We start from the raw sequence: 23,186 nt of genomic DNA, 5'->3' as shown, positions 1-23,186 counted from the left end.
CCTTTAATGTGGTCAGTGACGGTGTTTAGTTTTTTGCGTTAAAGTGGCCAGCTCTGAATTCTTGCCATTCGGTGGTCTGTCTGTCAGCACCACCTGCGATGGTAGATTGGAATCCATCGGCTGAGTTGTTTTGCCCGCCTAGCACAGCAGCAGCTTCTGCCGACGCTGAGTTAAATCGACCACCGGCAATTACCACTTGTTGCTTGGTAATAACGTTGTCTTCACCGCCTAAAATATTAGCTTGCAATGCATTGACCACCTTATTGCGAACTCCCCCAGAGATAGTGCTGTATTGACCTCTCACCTCGTTGTGATTCCCCCCTAGAATGACCATGTGAGCAGAACTAAAATCAGAAATTGTATTATTATTACCCCCTGCAATACCGCTTAGAGCGCCTTTAACTATGTTACCTAAACCGCCAGCAATGGTACTTCGTTGGTAATGAGCGTGATCGATTGTGCCCGACGCACCAGTGGCAAAACTTGAATCGCTTGAAACGAAGTTGTTTCTGCCTGCGATAAATGAGCTATTCCCTGTATAAGTATGGCCATGTCCTAAAATGAGGTTATGTGAACCGCTCGCTTGCGCTGACTGCGCTGATGGTGCAGTCGCGCCATTGTTATACCCGATGATGAGGTTACCTTTACCATTTGCCGTATTGGTATCACCTGAGCCATTGACAATTTGTAAGTTGCAGCCATGTATATGGATAGTGGCATTGGATTGCGACATACATCCTAAAATGGCATCTAATTTACCTTGCTGTTCAGGTGTTAAATGATCGGCGCTTGCATTAAGTGATGCAAACGCCAGTCCCGCAAAAACGCTATATTTAGTAAACTTAGTCATATTTTTATTCCTATCGTTCCTTTAGAGAGGGGTCATCAACCATGCTTATTTACGCAGTTAATGACGCCATGTTGTATCGATGTGAAAACGTATTCTCGTTAACACCGGAATAAAATTAGCGAAGTTTTAAGGGGTTGACGCCCAAACGAGCTTGTTAAGACTCTTTAATTGAGTGGACTTGCAAGAGTTTGATTTTGTTGTTTATATTTTTATCTTATGAAGGGGCTATCGTAGATGAGACTTTATTTAATACGTATCGCAGCTTTATTTAGTAAAGAGAGTAGGGGTTTAACTATTTAGATCCGGAAAATAGCATGAAGTAATTTAAAAAGTGAAAAATTAGGCGCGGGGCCATTTGTATCACGCGCGCTCAATCCTGACCGCGCGTGATACTAAAGGTTATTATAACTCAGGGCTGTGCTATGCCTTGGATGCACAGTGCAAAAGCGCCTAAGTACGGTGGTTTATTGTAAATCGTAAATACTTTTACTTCGGTTGCTTTGCCAAGCGTTAAATGTTTTTGCATTGACTAAATCGGCCATGCGTTGCTTGAATGTTGAATAGCCATTATGGACCCGAAAGCTTGACATTTTCAGTGCTTGTTCGTGACGAGACGACATGCCACTTCCTGCTTTTCGTACGGCTGTATCAAAATAACCCCCTTTCTTTTTGGAACTTGTTAGATAGCTACAGACATCACTATCGTTCCATTCGTTGTAACATAAGTCATTACCACTGCCACCAGTACCTAATGGCAGCGAGTCACCACGAACAAACAAAATATCGCCACCATCGCCACCATATAGTCCAACATTTGAGTATGTTGCAATCGTGGCTAAGAAGTCTTTGCTACCACCACCATTGAGTTCACATTGGCCAGATTCACATACGATAATATCTTGACCACTGCCACCCCATGCTTTGGCCCTATTTCCCCAAGAGTTCCCCCCTGAGTCAACGATTAAGTCAGCGCCCGAGTTGCCATAAAGGCGGTCAGTATTACCACTGTTACCAAAAATAACGTCGTCTCCGTTACCTCCTTGAATTTTGTCACCACCTTCATTACCAAAAATGACGTCATCTCCGTTACCGGCATTGATGTTATCATTGCCGTCGCCGTTTTTGCCGCCAACTGCAGCGGTATGCACAACACCACTATGATCTGTTTGAATCCTTGAGCCACCAGATATCCAATCATTACCATTGCCGGATGATATTGAATCACTGGAATTACCACCAAAGATTAAGTCATGACCACTGCCTGTTTGCACCGTGTCTTTACCATCTTTAGCGTATACCGTCATATTGGCTGTGATGGTTGAAGCATGGAGCGAGTCATTACCATCAGAAAGTGTCACTGTGATATGGGTGACACCATCGCTAAGTTCACAATGTTGGTAATTACTGCTATACGCAAATTTATAATCATCATATTGGGCTATATGTAAGGTGATGCCAGAGTCCATCGCTTCAACTTTCCAGTTGCCATTAGTGAGTTGTGCAAAAAAACCATAGTCTTGAGTTTTACACTTGGCATACTGACTAGCCAGCGAAGAAGGTAAGTCTCTTACGTCAATTGTCTTTGTTGTATTTGCGCAGCTCTCGTATTCTACATTTGAAATAGGGCTAGGCATATTTGCACGACCAGCTCCCTCTTCAACACAGTCTACGCCTGCACCGCCGTCTATCTTGTCATACTCTGCATTTGAATAAATTTCGTCGTTACCTGCACCACTATATATGTAGTCGATTTTATCGCCAGTATGAATGATATCGTTACCATCACCACCAATGACGAGTTGATGAAAGTTGAGATTGCTACCATCATAGTCCTCACCGGTGTTGGCCAAATTAACCATAACGCCAGAGTAGGAGCCAGCTTCAATAACTTCACACTGGTTATCGTAATATAGGATCACTTGTTGCTCATCACCTTCAGCGGTGAGAGTGAGGTTGTTACCTTGCGGTGTAACGGATAAATAGGTCATGCCTGGTGTGTAACTGGTATTGGTCGCCACCACTATGTTATTACCTAGTCCGCTACAACTGGCTGGCTTGTAGCCTGTACAGCTGGCAGACTCTGCGGCGGTGATGGCACTTTGTATTTGTCCTTGATTACCTTGCTCTACGCAATCGGCACCAATGCCTGCATCTACTTTTTCATAGTTATCATTGGTATATATTTGATCATTACCACCTTTGCCATAGACATAATCTATGGCGTTTCCGGTGATAATAATATCATTGCCTTCTCCGCCGTATACAAGCTGGTGGAAAGGTAAGCTTGAACCATCGTAGCTCTCGCCAGTGTCGAGTAAATTAACTTGTACACCATTGAAGTCAGCACCGTTAAAAATTTCACAACTGCCATTATACATGGCAATAATTGAGGATTGTGTACCTTGTACTTTTAGTTGTTCACCGGGTAACTGAGGGCTAAAAGACAGATATTTCATGTGTTGATGAGGCTGTTCCTCTTTAACTTTCATTATATTTCGATCAATGCCGCCCGGGCATATGTTCCATGACATGGCATGAGAGTAGGTGGTGTTTAACGCCAGTGCATAGAGCGACACCATTAGTGGTTTTTTAAATATCATATAGTTATTTTAAGTCATAGAGTGAATGAGCTGAGAAGATAGGGGGTAACTATGTAAGTAATATGGAGTATTCTGAATATTAAGGAAAAATGCTAATTAGGTTTAGCAAGAGTATGCAATCGTAGTCGTTGTTACTTCCTTGAACAAAGCGTATTACCCCTATCAAGGAGATAGCGGCAATACGGTGAAGTTTATTAAGCTTACAAACTATCGCTGTATGTTTTTACTAAGAAATCGGTATAGGCAATATCACCACGGTAACGGGATAGATGTGTGGTGTCACTGAACACCTCAGGGGTGACCTCTTTAATGTCTTGATGATTTTTTCCAAGCGCCGTAAAAAAGTAAACTACTAATTAGAAGGCAGTAAAGTTTGGGCGTTTGCTTTAAAAACACAAAGCCATAAAATAAAATGAAAATGCAAAAAAACCAGAAAAAGAGTGGAGTGTTAAAAATCATATCGGCCTCCATATTGTTGCGTTTGGTCTTGGTTATTTAAGGGAAAATACATACGAGTCTCTTTTTTAAAGACGAGTTTACTGAGCCCAAATACGCGTTAGGAAAAGAATTGTCGCCTTTAAATTTAGTGAGGTGCTACGTCAGTTTGGTGAGTGACGTATCGGGTTTATGTAATAAAGAATTTACATAAACCCAAGTTATTGAATCGCACCTTGGTCAATCAGGTAATCGGTGATTTGTTGATCGCGAGACATACTCAATGGGCTACGAATTTTGTTACCGTCTGATACACCAGTTTTAACCGATAAGTTCACATCTGCACCTTGACTTACTAGTAAGCGTGTCATGTCAAAAAATCCTCTTCGCGTGGCATTAATTAACGGCGTTTCATCGCGTCGTACGATGGCATTGATATCGGCACCGTTATCAATTAATAACTGCGCAAGGTGAAGGTTATTAGTCATCGCTGCATTAATTAAAGGATTGCCATCGCCATTGGATGATTGATTAACATTGGCACCTAGATCAATCAATGCTTGCACCATCGCTTTATTATTTTGCTTTACGGCAATAATAAGTGCGGTACCATCACCAATCGCAGGAGTGTTAATATCAATGCCTTGGTTTTGCAGGTATTGAATTTGGGTAATGTCATTACGCATAACGGCGGCGATTAATTGTTCACCTTCACTGGGAGGCAGTAATGAATAATGCAATGCGTTTTGTCGCGTGTCATTAATGCTCACTTGCGGGACAAATGCTTGTGATACCTTGATAGTGGATGCTGACACGACAAAGCAAACAGCTAAAATACTAAGGGTGTTAGGCATTCTCATAGATTTACTTTGCAGTACCGCACTAACACGGTGGTTGAGTTCTTTTTTCTGACTAAATAATCCCATAGCTAAGATGCTCCTGTTTTGGGTTATCATTAATTTTGCGCAATCAATCAGGGATTGTGCATATTGTTTATTGTTATTCAGTTGTTTTACAGCGCGGAAATCACATGCTAGTTCTCGGTCAATGTGAATACGCTTGTTCAGTATGCGAATGACGGGGCTCCACCAAAAAACGATGGCGATAAATTCTTGAAGGTGGTTAAACCATATGTCGTTACGTTGAATATGTGCAAGCTCATGTAAGATGATGGGGCTGAGCTGTTCAGTTGATAATTGAGTCACAATGTTTTTAGGAATAATGATTGTTGGCTTTATTAAGCCGACCACCATAGGTGAAGCTGCTTGCTCTGAGCTGTAGAGTTTAACCCTTGTGTTGGAGAGTAGGCCACTCAAGTGAGTATGCTCTATCCTTTCACATGTTTTGATCAATCGGCGAGTACGTACAAAAGCGTTTAATACCGAAATACTGCGCCATATACATCCTGCCAGCCACATGTAAATTAACAGCGTTAGTATTGCACTGAATTGAAAAACAATTTCACTGGGCATATGCCATAGTGATTGAATGGTGCTTGTTGATGTAGCTGCGTCGTTATTGAGTAAATTAGTGACTGGGCTGGTATTTGTATTTATGGAGGTTGGTTCATTGATAACTTTGTTGCTAGCTGATGAGCTGTTAGATAGTAACGTAATAGGCACAATTGTAGCGGTGATAAATGCGCTCATTAAGACCCAGCTGCGCATTTCTGCGCTAGAGCGCAGCACTTTGTTCAGCAAGAACAGCATACTGATTAATAGGCTACCAATAACAATATGATGCAATGCTAATGTAGTTAATAGGGTGTACTGCGCTATCATCTGAAAGTCCTTTAATAAGCTTTATATTTAACGAAAAACTGATTAATCATCGGCACGATCTATTCGTTTTTGCAATTCAGCCAAATCATCTAATTCAATGTCAGTTTCTTGAATTAAGTGCTGCGCGAGTACTTCAGGCGAGCCGCCAAAGAACTTGTTCAACAAGGATGTTAGAGCGCCTTTTCGGGCTTCTTTTTGAGATATTTTAGGCGTATAAATAAAGGCTTTTCCCTCTTTATGAAAGTCTACATAACCTTTGTCCGCTAAAATTTTACACATTGTTTGCACTGTCGTGTAAGCCGTTGTTTTTTCTTCACTGAGTATCTCTGCAATTTCACGTACTGAGGCATGCTCCTTTTGCCAGAGTACTTCCATGATGCTTTGTTCACTGTCGGTGAGTTGAGTCGATTTTTTACGGGCCATATTATTTCCTACTAATTAATTAGTTTTAAATACTATAGCGATAGTCCAAAAGTTTATCAACTAATTAATTAGTTTTTACTTCGATAGGAAAAATATGAGAGGGGTGAAGGCGTTTTTAATAATTTGTGTAACAAATACTCAGCAAAAGAGAGTTTAAAGGTGATTGAGGTATAATGAACTCATCCTGTTTTAAGTCAGTATGAGTTCATGAAAGTGATGTTTATGCTATTGCTCATAAGGCTGCAAAGAAAGCCAAACTTACATCGGTCTTATTTTCTGCGCTTACGGCTCGATGTGGTATTTGAGCGGCTTTTACGGCCTGACGACTTCCCATTACGGCTTGGCTGTGGATCTGCTTCAAAGTTACCATATTCGTCATCGTCATATTTGACGACAGTGGCTTTTTTAGTGGGTGCAAATCCAGGAATAACTTCTTGGCTAAATGTTCGGTTAATCATACGTTCAATGGCGAGTAGTTGTTTTTTCTCATTGGTACTGATCAGTGAAATAGCGAGCCCTTTGGTACCTGCACGGCCGGTACGACCGATACGGTGTACATAATCTTCCGCAATATCGGGAAGGTCATAGTTTATGACGCAAGGAAGTTGGTTAATATCTATGCCTCGCGAGGCAATATCGGTTGCGACCAACACTTTAATTCTGCCACTTTTAAACCCCTCTAATGCATGGGTTCGAGCATGCTGCGTTCGATTGGCGTGAATAGATGCGGCGGGAATAGATGCACGCTCTAATTGTGATACCAGCTCATCAGCCCCTTTTTTGGTACGACTAAATACTAAGATTTGACGCCAGTTGTTCGTTTTGATCAGATGGATCAGTATTTCACTTTTACGTGCTTTATCGACCGGGTGTACCTTTTGTCTGATTGTATCGACCGTGCTGTTGACGGCAGTGACTTCAATGAGTTGAGGGTGATTTAACATGCCACTTGCTAGTGTTTTAATTTCTTCAGAAAAGGTGGCGGAAAACATCAAGGTTTGGCGTTTTTTAGGTAATAAAGACGCAATATGCGTAATGTCTTCAATAAAGCCTAAGTCCAACATACGATCGGCTTCATCTAACACCAGTACTTCGAGTTGTGCAAAATTAATGGCGTTTTGGTTGTATAAATCAAGCAGTCGGCCCGGTGTGGCAACAAGAATATCTAACCCCGTTTGCAGTGCTGCAATTTGCGGCTCAATTCTGACGCCACCAAATACCGCTGCAGAGCTTAAATTCATATGGCTGCTGTAATTCTCAACACTTTTGGCAACTTGGGCTGCAAGTTCTCGGGTTGGGGCAATGATCAATGCGCGGACGTGATTTGCTTGTGCTTGGGAGCCACCCGATAAGCGTTGTATGACGGGCAATGTGAATCCTGCAGTTTTACCAGTGCCTGTTTGTGCTACTGCCATAACGTCATTTAAATCAAGTATTGCTGGGATTGCCTTTTGCTGTATTGGTGATGGTGTTGTGTAGCCTTGTTCAGAAATAGCTGAGAGCAATTCGGAACATAGGCCTAAAGAATTAAATGACATTGCGATAAATTCCTTGAACTGAGTAAGGGATCAGTTGGTTAGTAGAGTAACAGTGTATACAAGAAGCAAAGTGGGTGTGGAGCTTCGTTGAAATAAATATAAGAGGCGTACGATTAGGTTACCTCTTTGATATTTTCGTTATGCTAAATAGTTTTAAAATTAAATTACTAGTGCTTTGCACTGCGCTTGTGACGAAGTATCGACGGATCACAAGGTGTTCTGTCATAGAAAATTTCTTTCTAAACTTTGTGACATCTTTTCTTTTGTTCGCGATATAAGCACGCATAATATGAGTCCAGCTATCGTCCACCACATTGGTTTTTGTCCATATTGGCTAAATAGTGTCGTGCCTTCGAGTAATTTCACATCAACTTTTAGAGTATCAGCAGTAAATTGTGACAGGACAGTTTGTTGTTTTGATATGGGGTCAAAGACACCCGTAATACCATTATTGGTGACACGTATTAAGGGGCGTTGCAGTTCTAAAGCGCGCATTCGTGCAATTTGCATATGTTGGTGGGGTCCATGTGAATCTCCAAACCAGGCATCATTACTTACCGTAAATAGCAAATCAGAGTCACTGGTAAAGTTATCTCTTACTAACTCACTAAACGCGATTTCATAACAAATCGCAGGCAAAATATGCAACCCGTTAGCGACTAAGTTAGTTTGTACACGTTCACCGCGGTTAAATGATGACATTGCTAAATTGAAAAGTGGTGCGATGGGCCTGAGTATATCTTCAAACGGCACAAATTCACCTATAGGTAATAACTGGTGCTTTTGATACCGGTTGCGGTGTAAATACTGATAATGGCCTTCGGTGTCGTGAGCTTGCTGTTTACCGAGCACAATAAGCGAGTTGTAGACGGTTTTAGAATCAAACTGATAATCGGGGATCCCCGTGATCACCGCGGTATTATTAAAAGCGGCGGCTTTATCTAGCCCTTCTAAAAAGGAATATGCGATGTCTTCAATCTCAGGGATTGCAGCTTCTGGCCACACGACTAAGTCAACATCTTGCCAATGACGGCGAGTCATATCACGGTACTTTGACATAGTTGGCCAAAATTGCTCAGGCTCCCAGCGTAAACTTTGCTGAATGTTTCCCTGTACCAGCAAAGTTGAGATAACTTTGTTGCTGTAAGTGGGTGATTGGATGTAGTGACTAAACACAAACAGCAATGCGACAGTAACTGTTGCGGTAGCTGCTAATATAAATTGTCTAACAGCAACCAGCAGGTATAAACATACGCCTAGCATGACACAAAGCAGGGTTAAACCCATTTCACCAATAAGAGGTGCCAAAGCACTAAAAGGGCTGTCAGTTAATGTATAGCCGAAGCTGAGCCAGGGAAAGCCTGTGAGTAATTTGCCCCGTAAAAACTCAAAAATAGCAAATCCACTGATGAGCAGAAAGACACGTTGCCAAGGTGCTTTGCTAAACTTTTTTGCGAACACAAATGCCAGTGTGGGATATAACGCCAAATAACCACATAACAATGCCATGAGCAACAATGAAACAGGTAAAGGCAGCCCTCCAAACTGGGCAATAGAGACATGCACCCAACTAATACCGGCTGCAAACCAACCAAAGCTAAAAATAAAGCCGTATTTAGCGACTTGCTTGGTATCTTTTACATCGGTGCAATAGCAGGCGATGGCAATAGCAAGAAAAACCAGCGGCCAAAGATTAAAGGGGGCATAAGCGAAAGTAAGCGACAGGCCTGCAAATAATGCAAGCCATGCGCGTAAATCTTTACAAAGGGTAATAAGGTTATTCAGTTTCTTGTTCAACATGCTCGGTCTTGGGTACGCTGACCTGAAGTTGAATTATGCGACGGTTATCTGAGTTACTGACTTTAAATTGCAATCCGTCGATGTCAATGGTCTCACCGCGGCTTGGCATATGACCAAAGGCATGCAAAATAATGCCGCCAATGGTGTCTGCTTCGTGGGTATCGTAACTGCTTTTAAAGAATTCATTGAATTCATCAAGCGGTGTGAGTGCTTGTACAGTATAAACATGTTTTGAGAGCTGACGAATATCTTGCTGCTCTTCATCATCATCATGTTCATCTTCGATTTCACCAACAATGATTTCAAGAATGTCTTCAATGGTGACTAAGCCAGACACGCCGCCATATTCATCAATGACAATGGCCATGTGGTAGCGCTTTTGACGAAATTCATTGAGTAGAGTATCAACACGCTTACTTTCAGGTACCACAATTGCCGGGCGTAAATACTCGCGTATAACCGGTAATGCGTCGTCTTTATTTAAAATAAGAGGTAACAAACCTTTGGCAAGCAAAATACCTTCGACATGGTCTTTGTCTTCACAGATCACCGGAAAGCGAGAGTGTGAAGATTCAACCATGCTGGGTAGTTGCTGCTCTAATGACTCATCAACATCGAGAGTGATCATTTGTGAGCGCGGGATCATGATGTCGCGAACTTTGAGTTCAGAAACACCTAATACACCTTCCATCATATCTTTGGTCTCAGGATCGATTAAATCACGCTCCTGAGCATCAGCTATGACTTCTACCAACTCTTCTTTGTTTTGGGGTTCCCCTTGCAGCATCTGAGTGATGCGTCCCAACCAGGTTTTGCTAGAAGAACCCTGGCTACTATGCGAGTTATCGTCGCTCATTACTATGTCTTACTCCGTAGTTTAAATATCATCGCGATAGGGGTCTGAAATCCCTATCTCGGCTAGAAATTCTTTTTCAAGGCTTTCCATTTCTATCGCGTCTTGTTCATTTATATGGTCAAATCCTAATAAATGCAAGCATCCGTGGATCACCATATGCGCAAAATGTTCGTGAAATGGTTTTTCTTGTTCAATTGACTCGCGTTTAACCACTTGTGGACAAATGATTAAATCACCCACTAGTGGTAAGTCTATACCAGGAGGTGCCTCAAAAGGAAACGATAATACATTAGTCGATTTATCTTTCCCGCGGTATTGGCTATTAAGCTCTTGGCTTTGTGTTTCGTCGGCGATTAAAATGGTTAACTCTGGGCTTTCGTGATAAGGCAGTAAGGCCTTACTTGCCCATAGCTCAAATTGTTCGTGAGAGGGTAAGTCATCGAACTCACAGGCAATTTGTAAATCTAATTCAATGCTCATATTAACTCTTAGTCCGACTTTGCTGTGTTATGGCGCGCTAATTCTTTTGCGGCTTTTTCTTTACGCTCAGCTTCTTCTTTTTTCTCATAAGCTTCAACAATACGAGCCACCACAGGGTGCCTTACAACATCGTGGGACTTGAAGAAGTTAAACGATATTTCGTCAACATCACCTAGTACGTCGATAGCGTGACGTAAGCCAGAACGCGCACCACGAGGTAAGTCAATTTGAGTAATATCACCGGTGATCACCGCTTTTGAGTTAAAGCCAATACGCGTTAAGAACATTTTCATTTGTTCTGCAGTGGTATTTTGACTCTCATCTAAAATAATAAAGGCATCGTTTAGGGTTCGACCACGCATGTAAGCTAAAGGGGCTACTTCAATGACATTTTTTTCAATAAGGCGCTCAACTTTTTCAAAACCCAGCATCTCAAATAGGGCATCATAAAGCGGGCGTAGGTACGGGTCTATTTTTTGTGTTAAGTCGCCAGGCAAAAAGCCGAGTTTTTCGCCGGCTTCAACTGCAGGGCGAGTTAACAAAATGCGACGAATTTCTTGGCGTTCTAAAGCGTCAACCGCGGCTGCTACTGCGAGGTAGGTTTTACCAGTACCTGCAGGGCCAACACCAAAACAGATGTCATGCATTAAAATATTAGCAACATACTGACTTTGATTTTGATTACGTGGCTTAATGACTCCGCGGCGGGTTTTTATGTAAACTTCTTTGTCCCATACGCTTGGCGAGTCTTGTTCTAAACACTTTGACTCAGTAATTGCTAAATGCACATTATCGGGTTCAATTTCTTTGATTTCGCCTCGTACCGGTGCGGTATCAACATAAAGGGTTTTTAAAATATCCATAGCTGCTTTGACTTGTACAGCTTGGCCTGTGACTTTGAACCAATTGTCACGGTGAGTCACTTCGACACCGATACGGCGTTCAATTTGTTTTATATTTTCGTCGAAAGGTCCGCACAAAGAAGAAAGGCGTGCGTTGTCAGATGGCTCTAGATAAAACTCAATATTTTTTGTTGGACTACTCAAAATTGATTCCTGTAATAATTACGCCAGCATATGCTGGCGTAATTTAAATTAGCGTTATGGTGTAAAAGTCGCTACACCTAGCTCATCGGCTTCTGGTTCAGCGGGTGCGCGATTTAAAATTGATGATGGCGCTATCTCTTTACGCAAATTCATTTCTGCTTCGGTACGAATTAAATCACCACGTAATGAGTTTGGCAATGCTTCTGTAATACGTACATCGACAAACTGACCGATCACAGAATGAGGGCCTTCAAAGTTAACTACGCGATTATTTTCAGTACGACCACGTAATTCCATCGGGTTTTTCTTTGATGGGCCTTCAACTAATATACGCTGTTCAGTATCAAACATTTTACGGCTAATGTCTTGTGACATTTGGTTGATACGGTTTTGCAAAATGTAAAGACGTTCTTTTTTCTCTTGCTCAGTGACATCATCAGGCAAGTCAGCTGCAGGCGTTCCCGGACGTGCTGAGTAAATAAAGCTGAAACTCATGTCAAAGCCAATGCTGTTGATTAAGTTCATTGTTGCTTCAAAGTCTGCAGTAGATTCGCCAGGGAAGCCGATAATGAAGTCAGACGACATACTCAAGTTAGGGCGCACTTTACGTAATTTACGAATTGTTGATTTGTACTCAAGTGCAGTATGACCACGTTTCATTAAGTTCAATACACGGTCTGAACCACTTTGTACGGGTAAGTGTAAGTGATCAACTAGCTCTGGTACGTCTTCGTATGCGTCGATAATGTCAGGTGTAAACTCAACAGGGTGAGATGTGGTATAGCGAATACGGTCAATACCATCAATGGCTGCCACATAACGCAGTAGATCTGAGAAATAACAGATTTCACCATCGTGTGTTTCACCACGGTAAGCATTTACGTTTTGCCCAAGTAGGTTTACTTCACGTACGTTTTGCTCTGCTAATTGGGCAACTTCAAGTAAGACGTCATCTAACGGACGGCTGACTTCTTCACCACGTGTGTATGGTACAACACAGAAGGTACAATATTTAGAACAGCCTTCCATAATCGAAACAAATGCAGAAGGGCCTTCCGCTTTAGGCTCTGGTAAGCGGTCAAACTTCTCGATTTCAGGGAATGAAATATCAACCACAGAACCTTGCTTGTTTTGGACTTGTTTGATCATTTCAGGTAAACGATGCAATGTTTGCGGACCGAATACGATATCAACAAAGGGTGCACGCTTACGAATTGTATCGCCTTCTTGTGAAGCAACACAGCCACCGACACCAATAACCAAATCAGGGTTATCGTCTTTTAGCAGTTTCCAGCGACCCAGCTGATGGAATACTTTCTCTTGTGCCTTTTCACGAATTGAACAGGTATTGAGTAAGATGACATCCGCTTGCTCTGCTTCTTCGGTATATTGATAGCCATTAGTGGCATCTAGCAGATCTGCCATTTTCTGGGAGTCATATTCATTCATCTGACAACCCCAGGTTTTAATATGCAATTTTTTACTCATTGAAATATTGCCTCGTATTCAATTCGGACTTCAGCACATAGCGCGCAATTTGACGTTTGCAAAGCGATCAGTGTTTCGTAACCACAAAGCTTAAAGGACGCGTATTTTATATGACCTAGCGTAACTAGCCAAGTATAGTTTTTAACTTTAGAAACTGGGATCAAACATAAGCGTATTTCCTGCATTACAAACGGACAAAACTGCATAAGTTACGATACAATTTAAAGGCATTCATTTGATTAAGGCAAAAGGCATGAAAAACAAGGTGGTGATCGTTGGTGGCGGCATGGTTGGCGCAGCTGCAGCGGTAAAACTAGCAATGCAAGGTGCAGATGTGACAGTTTTAGAACATCAGCTCATAACTCCTGAAAATGTGCTTAGTAGCGATAAGGTCGATATTCGCATCTCTGCTATTAATCGTTTTTCAGAAGCGTTACTCGATGAACTCGGGGCCATGCCGGTATTGCGTCAGGGTAGGATTGCGCCTTATCAACAGCTTGAAGCATATGAACAATCCTCAAATCGACTCCTATTTGATTGTGCTGATATGGCAGAGAGCCACTTAGGTCACTTAATTGAAAATAGTTTAGTACAAGCCAGTTTATGGCATCAATTCGAAAAGTGGGGTATTCACGTAGAGCAAGTAACCAGTCAGCCAACAGAGATTGAGTATGGTGTAGAGGATGTGGTTTTGCATTATGCTGATAAGAGTTACGCCGCTGACCTATTAATTGCGGCCGATGGCGGGCGCTCTCAAGTACGTCAATTAGCTAATATAGGCACTACGGGTTGGCAGTATCAACAAAGTTGCATGGGAATATTAATAAAATTAGATGCTGAGCAGCAAATAAAAACATGGCAACAATTTAAGCCATCAGGCCCGATTGCATTTTTACCCATGCAAGCACCTTATGCAAATTTGATATGGTATCAAGACAGTGACACATTGGCGACGCTATCTAAGATGAACAACACACAACTTAAAGCGCAAATTCAGGCGTATTTCTTTGAGTTACCGGGTGATTTTAGTGTCTGTGAAAAGGCGGTATTCCCACTTACTCGTCAACATGCCAATAGTTATAGTAAAGGACGAGTGGTATTGATTGGTGATGCAGCGCATACAATTAATCCATTGGCAGGGCAGGGAGTTAACTTAGGGTTTAAAGATGTCGCCGCGTTAGCTGATTGTTTGGCGGAACAGCCTGATTTAGGTGCTTTTCCTTTATTAAAAGCGTATGAAAAAGCACGACGAAAAGATAATTTAGCAATGATGAGCATGATGGATGCCTGTTACTTTGGCTTTTCTAATGAGATAGCACCTTTGAAATTACTACGAAACAGCGCTTTAAAGCTGGCAAATAATGCGGGGCCTTTGAAGGCGCAAGTATTAAAACATGCGATGGGCGGTGTTTTTTAACGTTGCTTTTTCGTAATAATATGTCGAATGAATCAACAGCGGGCTTCGGTCCGTTTTTTATAGGTAAGAAAATTTATGGGTAAGAAAACAGTACTGTTTGTTGAGTAATGATCATAAAGGAAAATAAATAATGCAAGGAAAGATAGTTTTATAAAAGGAATATATTAATGTTTATCGAGAGGAAAGTTAACTTATAGGAATAATAAGTGGTGCGGAGGGAGAGACTTGAACTCTCACACCCTAAGATACTGGAACCTAAATCCAGCGCGTCTACCAATTCCGCCACCCCCGCAGGTGAGTAGTTAAGCTACTAGCTATGGGACTGTAATACACTTTCATCAATGGTGAGAAAGTGGCTGGAATACCAGGATTTGAACCTGGGAATGGCAGGATCAAAACCTGCTGCCTTACCGCTTGGCGATATTCCAACAATAATTACTTTCAATTCAATCGTTGAACCAGTGATTTGAGTCTGGGGAAGAGGAGAAGTATCAAAACCTCTTTTTCTGTCCTTACCGCTTAGCGATATTCCAACAATAATTACTTTCTGGTTTTACATCTAAAAGATGGTGCGGAGGGAGAGACTTGAACTCTCACACCCTAAGATACTGGAACCTAAATCCAGCGCGTCTACCAATTCCGCCACCCCCGCAGGGTTTGTAGTTAAGCTACAAGCTTTAATTATATAAACACTTTCATTGGTAGGGAAAGTGGCTGGAATACCAGGATTTGAACCTGGGAATGGCAGGATCAAAACCTGCTGCCTTACCGCTTGGCGATATTCCAACAATAATTACTTTCTAATTTTACATCTAAAAGATGGTGCGGAGGGAGAGACTTGAACTCTCACACCCTAAGATACTGGAACCTAAATCCAGCGCGTCTACCAATTCCGCCACCCCCGCCGGGTTTGTAGTTAAGCCACAAGCTGCTAATTATATAAACACTTTCATTGGTAGAGAAAGTGGCTGGAATACCAGGATTTGAACCTGGGAATGGCAGGATCAAAACCTGCTGCCTTACCGCTTGGCGATATTCCAACAATTAGCTTTCTAGTTTTACATCTAAATAAAGATGGTGCGGAGGGAGAGACTTGAACTCTCACACCCTAAGATACTGGAACCTAAATCCAGCGCGTCTACCAATTCCGCCACCCCCGCACAGAGGGTAAGTAAATGGTGGCTATGCCCTGATTTGAACAGGGGACCCCATCATTATGAGTGATGTGCTCTAACCAGCTGAGCTACATAGCCATTGGCTGGAATACCAGGATTTGAACCTGGGAATGGCAGGATCAAAACCTGCTGCCTTACCGCTTGGCGATATTCCAACAATTACTTAGTTGATAAGTTTACTTCTTATCGAGAAGTTGGTGCGGAGGGAGAGACTTGAACTCTCACACCCTAAGATACTGGAACCTAAATCCAGCGCGTCTACCAATTCCGCCACCCCCGCATATAGCGTCAGCAATTTATAATGAGATTTTGGTAGTAAAAAGAGTGGTGGCTATGCCCTGATTTGAACAGGGGACCCCATCATTATGAGTGATGTGCTCTAACCAGCTGAGCTACATAGCCATGTCTTTTTTGTATCTCACCGTTGCTGGTGCGGGGCGTATTATGCTGATATGGCCTAAACTCGTCAACACCTTTTTTGCAAAAAATCACTGTCAGTGGTTTGTTTGCAGATTAAATAAACGAATTAGCCCAATAAACACAAGTGACAGAAGAGATTTTATACAAAAAGTGTGTGTGTATCTATATTTGGCAGAAAAGTTCTGTGGTGGCTGTTTACAAGGAAAGTCATCAATATTGGTGTATTGGTAAAATAATGTACTGAAAGTCCCTGACTAGCGTAAAGTGGTGATTAGGTTTATGTGAGCGTTGGCTGTCTTTTATAAGCCTTTATTACAAATCTCGGTATGCGCTTTGCCATGTATCGTGTTTTTGGTCACTGTAACGCTCTAAAGAAGTAATTAGCTGTGTTAAAAACAATCCATATTGAAAGCGTGATGCGATGAAGAAGCCGTTGTCGTGTTACTGCAGATGATAGTTTAGCAGTGTGGTGTTACGAAATCGCGACTTAAAAAGCAAAAAGGGCCATAGTTGGCCCTTTATAGTAAGGTTCAATGTTTAATTAGACATTGAATAAGAAGTTTAAGACATCACCATCTTTAACGACGTAATCTTTACCTTCTTGACGCATTTTACCTGCATCTTTAGAACCACTTTCACCGCGAAACTCAATGTAGTCATCAAATGCGATGGTTTGAGCACGAATAAAGCCTCGCTCAAAGTCAGTATGAATTTTACCAGCAGCTTGTGGTGCGGTAGCCCCAACAGGTATTGTCCAAGCGCGGACTTCTTTTACCCCAGCGGTAAAGTAAGTTTGTAGCTTAAGAAGTTCATAACCCCCACGGATCACAAGGTTCAGCCCTGGTTCTTCTAGGCCAAGATCTTCCATAAATTCACGCTTGTCATCTTCTTCAAGCTCAGAAAGCTCAGATTCAATGGCTGCACAGACAGGAATAACGACCGCGTCTTCTGCTGCTGCAATTTCACGTACCTTGTCTAAGAATGGGTTATTTTCAAAACCATCTTCGGTGACATTAGCGATATACATGGTTGGCTTTATTGTTAGGAAGTTGATGCTTTTTATTGCATCTTTTTCTTCTTTGCTTAGCTCTAGTGAGCGCAACGTTAAACCTTCATCAAGGTGTGCTTTTACTTTGACCAAAACATCATTTTGATATTTTGCGTCTTTATCGCCACCTTTGGCTTTTTTTGCATTACGCTGTGCTGCGCGATCAGCCGCATCCATATCAGCAAGTACTAACTCGGTATTGATCACATCAATATCGTCAGCTGGATCAATGGTACCTGATACGTGAACGATATTTTCATCTTCAAAACAACGGACAACGTGGCCAATTGCATCTGTTTCACGAATATTAGCTAAGAATTGGTTACCTAAGCCTTCACCTTTTGATGCGCCTTTAACCAGTCCTGCAATATCTACAAACTCCATTGAAGTTGGGATAATACGCTGTGGATTAACAATTTCAGCAAGTTGGTCTAAACGAGCGTCAGGCACTGGTACTACACCAGTGTTTGGCTCGATTGTACAAAATGGAAAGTTAGCGGCTTCAATGCCGGCTTTGGTTAATGCATTAAATAAGGTTGATTTACCTACATTAGGTAAACCGACAATGCCACATTTAAAACCCATAGTTTTGAACCTTTATGTTACTCAAAAAACCGCAATAACGCGTCGTTATTTACGGCTTAAATGAATGTAGTCTGTTTTGTGCTTTTAGCACACCATCTTTCGCTAATATTTCCATACAACGCACTGCTTCATCAACGGCTGCATCAATGACTTCTTGGTCTGCTTGAGGTGCTTTTCCTAGCACCCAACCAGTCACTTTATCTCTGTGACCTGGGTGACCAATACCAACACGAAGTCGCATAAAGTCTTTATTATTCGCCATTTTAGCAATAATGTCTTTTAATCCATTGTGCCCACCATGTCCGCCGCCTTTTTTTAATTTAGCAACGCCAGGCTCTAAATCCATCTCATCATGTGCGACGAGAATATTCTCGACAGGAATTTTATAAAAATTCGCTAAGCTACTGACTGATTTGCCACTTAAGTTCATAAAAGTGGTGGGGATTAAAAGCTTAAATTCTTGATTATTGATGAGTACTTTACCTGTTAAGCCGTGGTGTTTGGCATCAGGTTTTAGTTGGCAATTATAGCGTCTGGCAAGTTCTTCGATGAACCATGCGCCAGCATTGTGACGTGTGTTTTGATATTCGGGGCCTGGATTAGCCAGGCCCACTAGCATTTGAATATTATTCAAGGTGCTGACACCTTTGAATTATTCAGCAGCTTCTTCAGCTTCTTCAGAAGCAGCGCCTTTAGGAGCGTTTAGAGTTACAACCGCTTGGTCGTGACCTTCGCCCTTAGCAAGCTCAACTGAAGTAACACCAGCTGGAAGAGTTACGTCTGAAAGGTGAAGAGTAACACCTACTTCTAGTGCAGCTACATCGATTTCGATGAACTCAGGTAGTGCAGCTGGAAGACATGTGATTTCAATTTCAGTTACTTGGTGTGCTACTGTGTTTCCACCTTTAGTCGCTGCATCTTCGTTTAGGAAGTGTACAGGTACTTTAGTGTGGATTTTGTGAGAAGCATCAACACGTTGGAAATCCATGTGCATTACTTTAGGCTTAAATGGGTGACGTTGAATGTCTTTAAGAATTGCTTCTACAGACTCACCAGCGATGTTAAGCGTAAGGATGTGGCTGTAAAAACCTTCATCTTCTTGTGCTTTGATCACTTTGTTGTGCTCAAGAGTAAGCGCTAGCGCTTCTTTATCTGCACCGTAAAGGATAGCTGGAACTTTGTCTGCATGACGTAGACGGCGGCTCGCACCCGTACCTAGGTCAGCACGTACTTCGGCATTCAATGTGTATAATTCGTTAGACATGATGTCTCCAAAAATAATTTGATTAATGTTTTAAGATACTCGCGACCAAGTACCTCAACTACCTAAAAAAGGCGCGCTACTATACCATTGGCATAACGTAATTAAAACTATAGATACAAAAAAAGCACCTTTAAGGTGCTTTTTGTTCTCTAATAGACGATGTCACATTATTTATTAATGCTGGAACATGGCAGAGATAGACTCTTCATTGCTGATACGGCGAATTGTTTCGGCCAGCATATCTGCAAGAGTAAGTACTTTAATATTATCTAGGCTACGCAATTCATCTGAAAGAGGAATAGAGTCAGTTACAATCACTTCGTCAATGACGGAGTTACGTAAATTCTCGGCTGCAGAACCTGAAAGAACTGGGTGAGTTGCATAAGCGAATACGCGTTTTGCACCATGTTCTTTTAGTGCTTCAGCGGCTTTACACAATGTACCACCTGTATCAATCATGTCATCAACGATAATACAGTCACGGCCAGCTACATCACCAATAATATGCATTACTTGTGATACGTTTGCTTGCGGACGGCGCTTATCAATGATTGCAAGATCTGTGTCGTCTAATAGCTTAGCGATTGCACGAGCACGAACAACACCACCGATATCAGGAGATACCACAACAACATCATCGAACTCACGCTCTTTCATGTCATCAAGTAAAACTGGGCTACCGAATACATTGTCGACAGGTACGTCGAAGAATCCTTGGATTTGTTCTGCGTGAAGGTCAACCGTTAATACACGGTCTACACCAACGCTAGATAGGAAGTCAGCAACAACCTTAGCAGTAATTGGCACACGAGCAGAGCGTACACGACGGTCTTGACGGGCATAACCAAAGTAAGGGATAACGGCTGTAATACGACCTGCAGAGGCACGACGCAAAGCATCGACCATAACGATAAGTTCCATTAGGTTATCGTTAGTAGGGGCACAAGTTGACTGGATAATGAAAACATCCGATCCGCGTACGTTTTCATTGATTTGAACACTGATCTCGCCGTCACTAAAACGACCAACTACAGCATCACCTAATTCAATGAATAAACGTTTTGCAACTTTTTGAGCTAACTCAGGTGTTGCGTTACCAGCGAAGAGCTTCATGTCAGGCACGGTAGGGTTCCTCAGGCACTGAATTTTTGGACTAACATGCAATGACAGAGTCAAAACAGGCTAACTTAAACAATTTTACTTCTACTTTACCCATTCATCTAACTGCGTATGTGCAGGAGAATTCGTGGTGTTAGGGGCTACAAACCCTTGCCAGTATGACGGTAATGAATTGAGCACACGCTGTGCGGCTATTTGTGAATCAAGTTCAACAAAGCAACACGCCCCTGTTCCCGTCATTCTGGACGGGCCGTATTTTAGCAACCAGAGCAGGGTCTTTTCAACCTCGCTGTTGAGCTTTTTGACTAAAGCTTCACAATCGTTCCTTGTTTCTGCTAATTTCCAGCCCTCAGATAGTTTCGGTGTATTGCGTGGCAAATCAGGGTGGGTAAATATTTCAGCGGTACTAATGTGAACATTCGGAAATACAACGCAGTACCATTTTTTAGGCAATTCGGCTGGTGCTAATTTTTCGCCAATCCCTTGTGCTACCGCGGTTTTACCATGAACGAATACCGGAACGTCGGCACCTAATTGGATGCCTATTTTTGCTAATTCAGCAATGCTTAATTGGCATTGCCATAACTTATTTAAGGTGAGCAAAGTGGTTGCTGCATCGGATGAACCACCTCCTACACCGCCACCCATTGGCAGCTTTTTAATTAATTTAATATTAACGCCTAAAGAGACTTTTTTATAAGGTTGTAACGCCAAAGCCGCTTTATAAATTAAGTTATCTTCATTCGGAATATCGTTTGTATCACCACAAAGGGTGATATTATTTTCATTTTTTAATGTAAAAGTTAACTCATCACCAAAGTCTAAAAAGGTAAACAAAGTTTCGAGTTCGTGATATCCATCAGCGCGTTTATTATTAATGTGCAGGAAAAGATTAAGTTTTGCTGGTGCTATAACTGAAACGGGGGTCATATTAAAATTGCCATTCATTGAGCTGAAGTTTTACAGTGAGGTTTTGGTGCGACAGAGTCATTCGTGACGGCAGCCACATTTTTTCGTAGAGTTTGTAGGTTTGATATTTGGCATGCCAAACTTGCCCCTGAGGGTCAACCCAAGTTGTTGCTATTAAACGTTGTTGATCATCATATTCATTGGTGTCATTGACTACCGTTCCGGTAAGCCAGTAGGGGGCTTGACTCATGGGTAATGTAAAACCGCTTAGACGTTTGATTAAAGCACTACTATTATCATCTTTATAGATTTTTCCGTCATAGGAAAGTTCGCTGTAGTCTTTGTGCTCTGTGAGTTCGAGTAGGCGAGTGCCAATAAAGCTTGTCAAAATGAGGTGTTGTTTGTCGTTGCTTAACTGCCAATTAAAGTTGGCTGATTGGCGTTCTTGAGGGCTAATAAATGCTAACTTACCTCGAGCGTGCCAGTTCGTTTGTTCCTTTAATTGGTTCTTCCACTGGGGATTTTCAGAGTCAATTGGTGATATTTTTTGCGCACATCCACTAATAAATAAAAAAAACATGAGCAAAATCAAATGAAATTGTGTCAAATGAAGTTCCTTACTTTCCATATTCGATTGATTTTTGGTAAAATCGCCCACTTTAAAGCTGGGCTCGGGCAATACTGGCATCTATGACCATCATCGCACTTGGTATAAATCACAAAACTGCATCGGTTGAACTACGCGAGAAAGTTGCGTTTTCTCCTGAGCAACTTTCAGATGCGTTAACGCAACTTGCGCAAAGTGAGCAATTTAAAGAGTCTGTTATTGTCTCAACCTGTAACCGTACCGAAGTCTATTGTAGCCTTGAGTGTGGTAATTCCCAAGCGCTTCTGAACTGGCTCGCATCATTTCATAAGGTAGATGAAGCTCAGCTGAGTGATAATATCTATATTCACCATAATAATGAGGCCATAAATCATTTAATGAGAGTGGCATGTGGACTCGATTCATTGGTATTGGGTGAACCCCAGATACTGGGGCAGATAAAACAGGCGTATAACAGCGCAAAACACCATAATGGGATTAGACCCACATTTGAGCGATTGTTCCAAAAAACCTTTTCTGTTGCCAAGCAGGTGAGAACAGAAACAGAAATTGGCGCGAGCGCTGTTTCGGTTGCGTATGCTGCGGTGAATTTGGCGAAGCATATTTATGGTCAACTAGATAAAACGCGTGTGTTGCTTATCGGTGCAGGCGAAACCATAGAGCTGGTTGCCAAGCATTTATATCAGCATCACCCAAAATCAATCACTGTTGCAAATAGAACTATCGAACGTGCTCAGGGATTGGCCGAAGATATTGAGGGACAGGTGATTTCACTTGCTCAATTGCCGGATGAGCTTCATAAGTCGGATATTGTAATAAGTTCTACAGCCAGTACTTTGCCAATTATTGGCAAAGGCGTGGTAGAGCAAGCATTAAAGCAGCGCCGACATAAACCCATGCTACTCATTGATATTGCTGTGCCTCGAGACATAGAAAGCCAAGTGGGAGAGTTAGATGCGGCTTATCTGTATTCTGTGGACGACTTGCAAACGATAGTCAGTGAAAATATGGCGAGTCGAGAGCAAGCAGCACGCGAAGCGCAAAAAATAATAGAAGATAAAACTCGTGAATTTATTCAATGGCAGCGCTCTTTAGAGTCAGTGGATGTCATTCGTGAATATAGGAAAAATGCACAAGATGTGAAAAACGAGCTGGTTGAAAAAGCACTCAATCAGTTACAATCAGGTAAGTCATCAGAAAAAGTCTTGCTTGAGTTGGCCAATAAGCTTACCAATCGCTTAACGCATGCACCAACCCGTGCAATTCAAGAAGCGGCTAAGCAAGGTGATATAGAGCAGTTGGCCCAACTGAAACAAACACTAGGAATTGAGCAGGAATAGTAAAT

The 23,186-nt window shown here is 42.0% G+C and carries 18 protein-coding genes and 11 tRNA genes; 2 read left to right on the top strand and 27 right to left on the bottom strand.

The window, feature by feature from the left end; all coding sequences use genetic code 11:
• Positions 1-25: 25 nt before the first annotated feature.
• From PCIT_RS01630 to miaB, 10 genes are all read right to left on the bottom strand, one after another.
• On the bottom strand, positions 26-850 hold the full coding sequence (locus PCIT_RS01630) for a hypothetical protein (RefSeq protein WP_010361680.1): 825 nt from the start codon (positions 848-850) through the stop codon (positions 26-28).
• Positions 851-1,314: 464 nt separating this feature from the next.
• Positions 1,315-3,450: a calcium-binding protein gene (locus tag PCIT_RS01625; protein ID WP_010361682.1), complete on the bottom strand. Its 2,136-nt coding sequence runs from the start codon at positions 3,448-3,450 to the stop codon at positions 1,315-1,317.
• Positions 3,451-4,106: 656 nt separating this feature from the next.
• Positions 4,107-5,666: a M56 family metallopeptidase gene (locus PCIT_RS01620; protein ID WP_010361683.1), complete on the bottom strand. Its 1,560-nt coding sequence runs from the start codon at positions 5,664-5,666 to the stop codon at positions 4,107-4,109.
• 42 nt (positions 5,667-5,708) lie between these two features.
• The gene (locus PCIT_RS01615) at positions 5,709-6,089 is read right to left on the bottom strand and encodes a BlaI/MecI/CopY family transcriptional regulator (protein WP_010361685.1); all 381 of its coding nucleotides are present in this window, start codon (positions 6,087-6,089) and stop codon (positions 5,709-5,711) included.
• 269 nt (positions 6,090-6,358) lie between these two features.
• Positions 6,359-7,627, bottom strand: coding sequence for a DEAD/DEAH box helicase (locus tag PCIT_RS01610; RefSeq protein ID WP_010361687.1), 1,269 nt, complete (start codon positions 7,625-7,627; stop codon positions 6,359-6,361).
• Positions 7,628-7,849: 222 nt separating this feature from the next.
• Positions 7,850-9,427: an apolipoprotein N-acyltransferase gene (gene lnt / locus PCIT_RS01605; RefSeq protein ID WP_010361688.1), complete on the bottom strand. Its 1,578-nt coding sequence runs from the start codon at positions 9,425-9,427 to the stop codon at positions 7,850-7,852.
• Complete coding sequence (gene corC, locus PCIT_RS01600) at positions 9,405-10,283, bottom strand: CNNM family magnesium/cobalt transport protein CorC (protein ID WP_010361690.1); 879 nt, start codon at positions 10,281-10,283, stop codon at positions 9,405-9,407. The genes lnt and corC overlap by 23 nt, the downstream gene beginning before the upstream one ends.
• Before the next feature lie 21 nt (positions 10,284-10,304).
• On the bottom strand, positions 10,305-10,763 hold the full coding sequence (gene ybeY, locus PCIT_RS01595; RefSeq protein ID WP_010361692.1) for an rRNA maturation RNase YbeY: 459 nt from the start codon (positions 10,761-10,763) through the stop codon (positions 10,305-10,307).
• A gap of 8 nt (positions 10,764-10,771) precedes the next feature.
• Positions 10,772-11,809: a PhoH family protein gene (locus PCIT_RS01590; protein ID WP_010361693.1), complete on the bottom strand. Its 1,038-nt coding sequence runs from the start codon at positions 11,807-11,809 to the stop codon at positions 10,772-10,774.
• 54 nt (positions 11,810-11,863) lie between these two features.
• A complete protein-coding gene (miaB, locus tag PCIT_RS01585) occupies positions 11,864-13,297 on the bottom strand; it encodes a tRNA (N6-isopentenyl adenosine(37)-C2)-methylthiotransferase MiaB (RefSeq protein WP_010361694.1) in 1,434 nt (477 codons plus the stop codon).
• A 253-nt stretch (positions 13,298-13,550) separates the two neighbouring features.
• Between miaB and PCIT_RS01580 the strand changes: the two genes are divergently transcribed.
• Positions 13,551-14,714, top strand: a complete 1,164-nt coding sequence (locus tag PCIT_RS01580) for an FAD-dependent oxidoreductase (protein ID WP_010361695.1) — start codon at positions 13,551-13,553, stop codon at positions 14,712-14,714.
• Positions 14,715-14,921: 207 nt separating this feature from the next.
• Here PCIT_RS01580 and PCIT_RS01575 read toward each other — a convergent pair.
• The 17 genes from PCIT_RS01575 to lolB all read right to left on the bottom strand — a co-directional run bounded on the left by PCIT_RS01575 (position 14,922) and on the right by lolB (position 21,841).
• A tRNA-Leu gene (locus tag PCIT_RS01575) sits at positions 14,922-15,006 on the bottom strand.
• Between the two features lie 61 nt (positions 15,007-15,067).
• Positions 15,068-15,142, bottom strand: a tRNA-Gln gene (locus PCIT_RS01570).
• Positions 15,143-15,281: 139 nt separating this feature from the next.
• Positions 15,282-15,366 (bottom strand) — tRNA-Leu (locus tag PCIT_RS01565).
• A 59-nt stretch (positions 15,367-15,425) separates the two neighbouring features.
• A tRNA-Gln gene (locus PCIT_RS01560) sits at positions 15,426-15,500 on the bottom strand.
• A 34-nt stretch (positions 15,501-15,534) separates the two neighbouring features.
• A tRNA-Leu gene (locus PCIT_RS01555) sits at positions 15,535-15,619 on the bottom strand.
• A gap of 60 nt (positions 15,620-15,679) precedes the next feature.
• Positions 15,680-15,754 (bottom strand) — tRNA-Gln (locus PCIT_RS01550).
• Positions 15,755-15,789: 35 nt separating this feature from the next.
• Positions 15,790-15,874 (bottom strand) — tRNA-Leu (locus tag PCIT_RS01545).
• Between the two features lie 16 nt (positions 15,875-15,890).
• Positions 15,891-15,967, bottom strand: a tRNA-Met gene (locus tag PCIT_RS01540).
• Positions 15,968-15,969: 2 nt separating this feature from the next.
• Positions 15,970-16,044, bottom strand: a tRNA-Gln gene (locus PCIT_RS01535).
• Between the two features lie 40 nt (positions 16,045-16,084).
• Positions 16,085-16,169: transfer RNA gene (locus tag PCIT_RS01530), tRNA-Leu, on the bottom strand.
• Positions 16,170-16,214: 45 nt separating this feature from the next.
• Positions 16,215-16,291 (bottom strand) — tRNA-Met (locus PCIT_RS01525).
• 559 nt (positions 16,292-16,850) lie between these two features.
• Entirely contained in the window at positions 16,851-17,942 is a 1,092-nt protein-coding gene (gene ychF / locus PCIT_RS01520; protein ID WP_010361696.1) for a redox-regulated ATPase YchF, read from the bottom strand.
• A gap of 49 nt (positions 17,943-17,991) precedes the next feature.
• A complete protein-coding gene (gene pth, locus PCIT_RS01515) occupies positions 17,992-18,576 on the bottom strand; it encodes an aminoacyl-tRNA hydrolase (protein ID WP_010361698.1) in 585 nt (194 codons plus the stop codon).
• An 18-nt stretch (positions 18,577-18,594) separates the two neighbouring features.
• On the bottom strand, positions 18,595-19,206 hold the full coding sequence (locus PCIT_RS01510) for a 50S ribosomal protein L25/general stress protein Ctc (RefSeq protein ID WP_010361699.1): 612 nt from the start codon (positions 19,204-19,206) through the stop codon (positions 18,595-18,597).
• A 174-nt stretch (positions 19,207-19,380) separates the two neighbouring features.
• Entirely contained in the window at positions 19,381-20,328 is a 948-nt protein-coding gene (locus PCIT_RS01505; protein ID WP_010361700.1) for a ribose-phosphate pyrophosphokinase, read from the bottom strand.
• Between the two features lie 81 nt (positions 20,329-20,409).
• Entirely contained in the window at positions 20,410-21,255 is an 846-nt protein-coding gene (gene ispE / locus PCIT_RS01500; protein ID WP_010361701.1) for a 4-(cytidine 5'-diphospho)-2-C-methyl-D-erythritol kinase, read from the bottom strand.
• A 1-nt stretch (position 21,256) separates the two neighbouring features.
• Complete coding sequence (lolB, locus tag PCIT_RS01495) at positions 21,257-21,841, bottom strand: lipoprotein insertase outer membrane protein LolB (RefSeq protein WP_084622697.1); 585 nt, start codon at positions 21,839-21,841, stop codon at positions 21,257-21,259.
• A gap of 83 nt (positions 21,842-21,924) precedes the next feature.
• On the opposite strand from lolB, the gene hemA reads away from it, so the two are divergent.
• Positions 21,925-23,181 carry a glutamyl-tRNA reductase gene (hemA, locus tag PCIT_RS01490; protein WP_010361703.1) on the top strand — a complete coding sequence of 419 codons (1,257 nt, stop codon included), beginning with the start codon at positions 21,925-21,927 and terminating at the stop codon, positions 23,179-23,181.
• Positions 23,182-23,186 lie beyond the last annotated feature (5 nt).

The sequence above is a fragment of the Pseudoalteromonas citrea genome, assembly GCF_000238375.3.
GTDB classification, from domain to species: domain Bacteria; phylum Pseudomonadota; class Gammaproteobacteria; order Enterobacterales; family Alteromonadaceae; genus Pseudoalteromonas; species Pseudoalteromonas citrea.
Note: the sequence above shows the minus strand (reverse complement) of the source record. Positions and strands in the feature narration are given on the sequence as shown.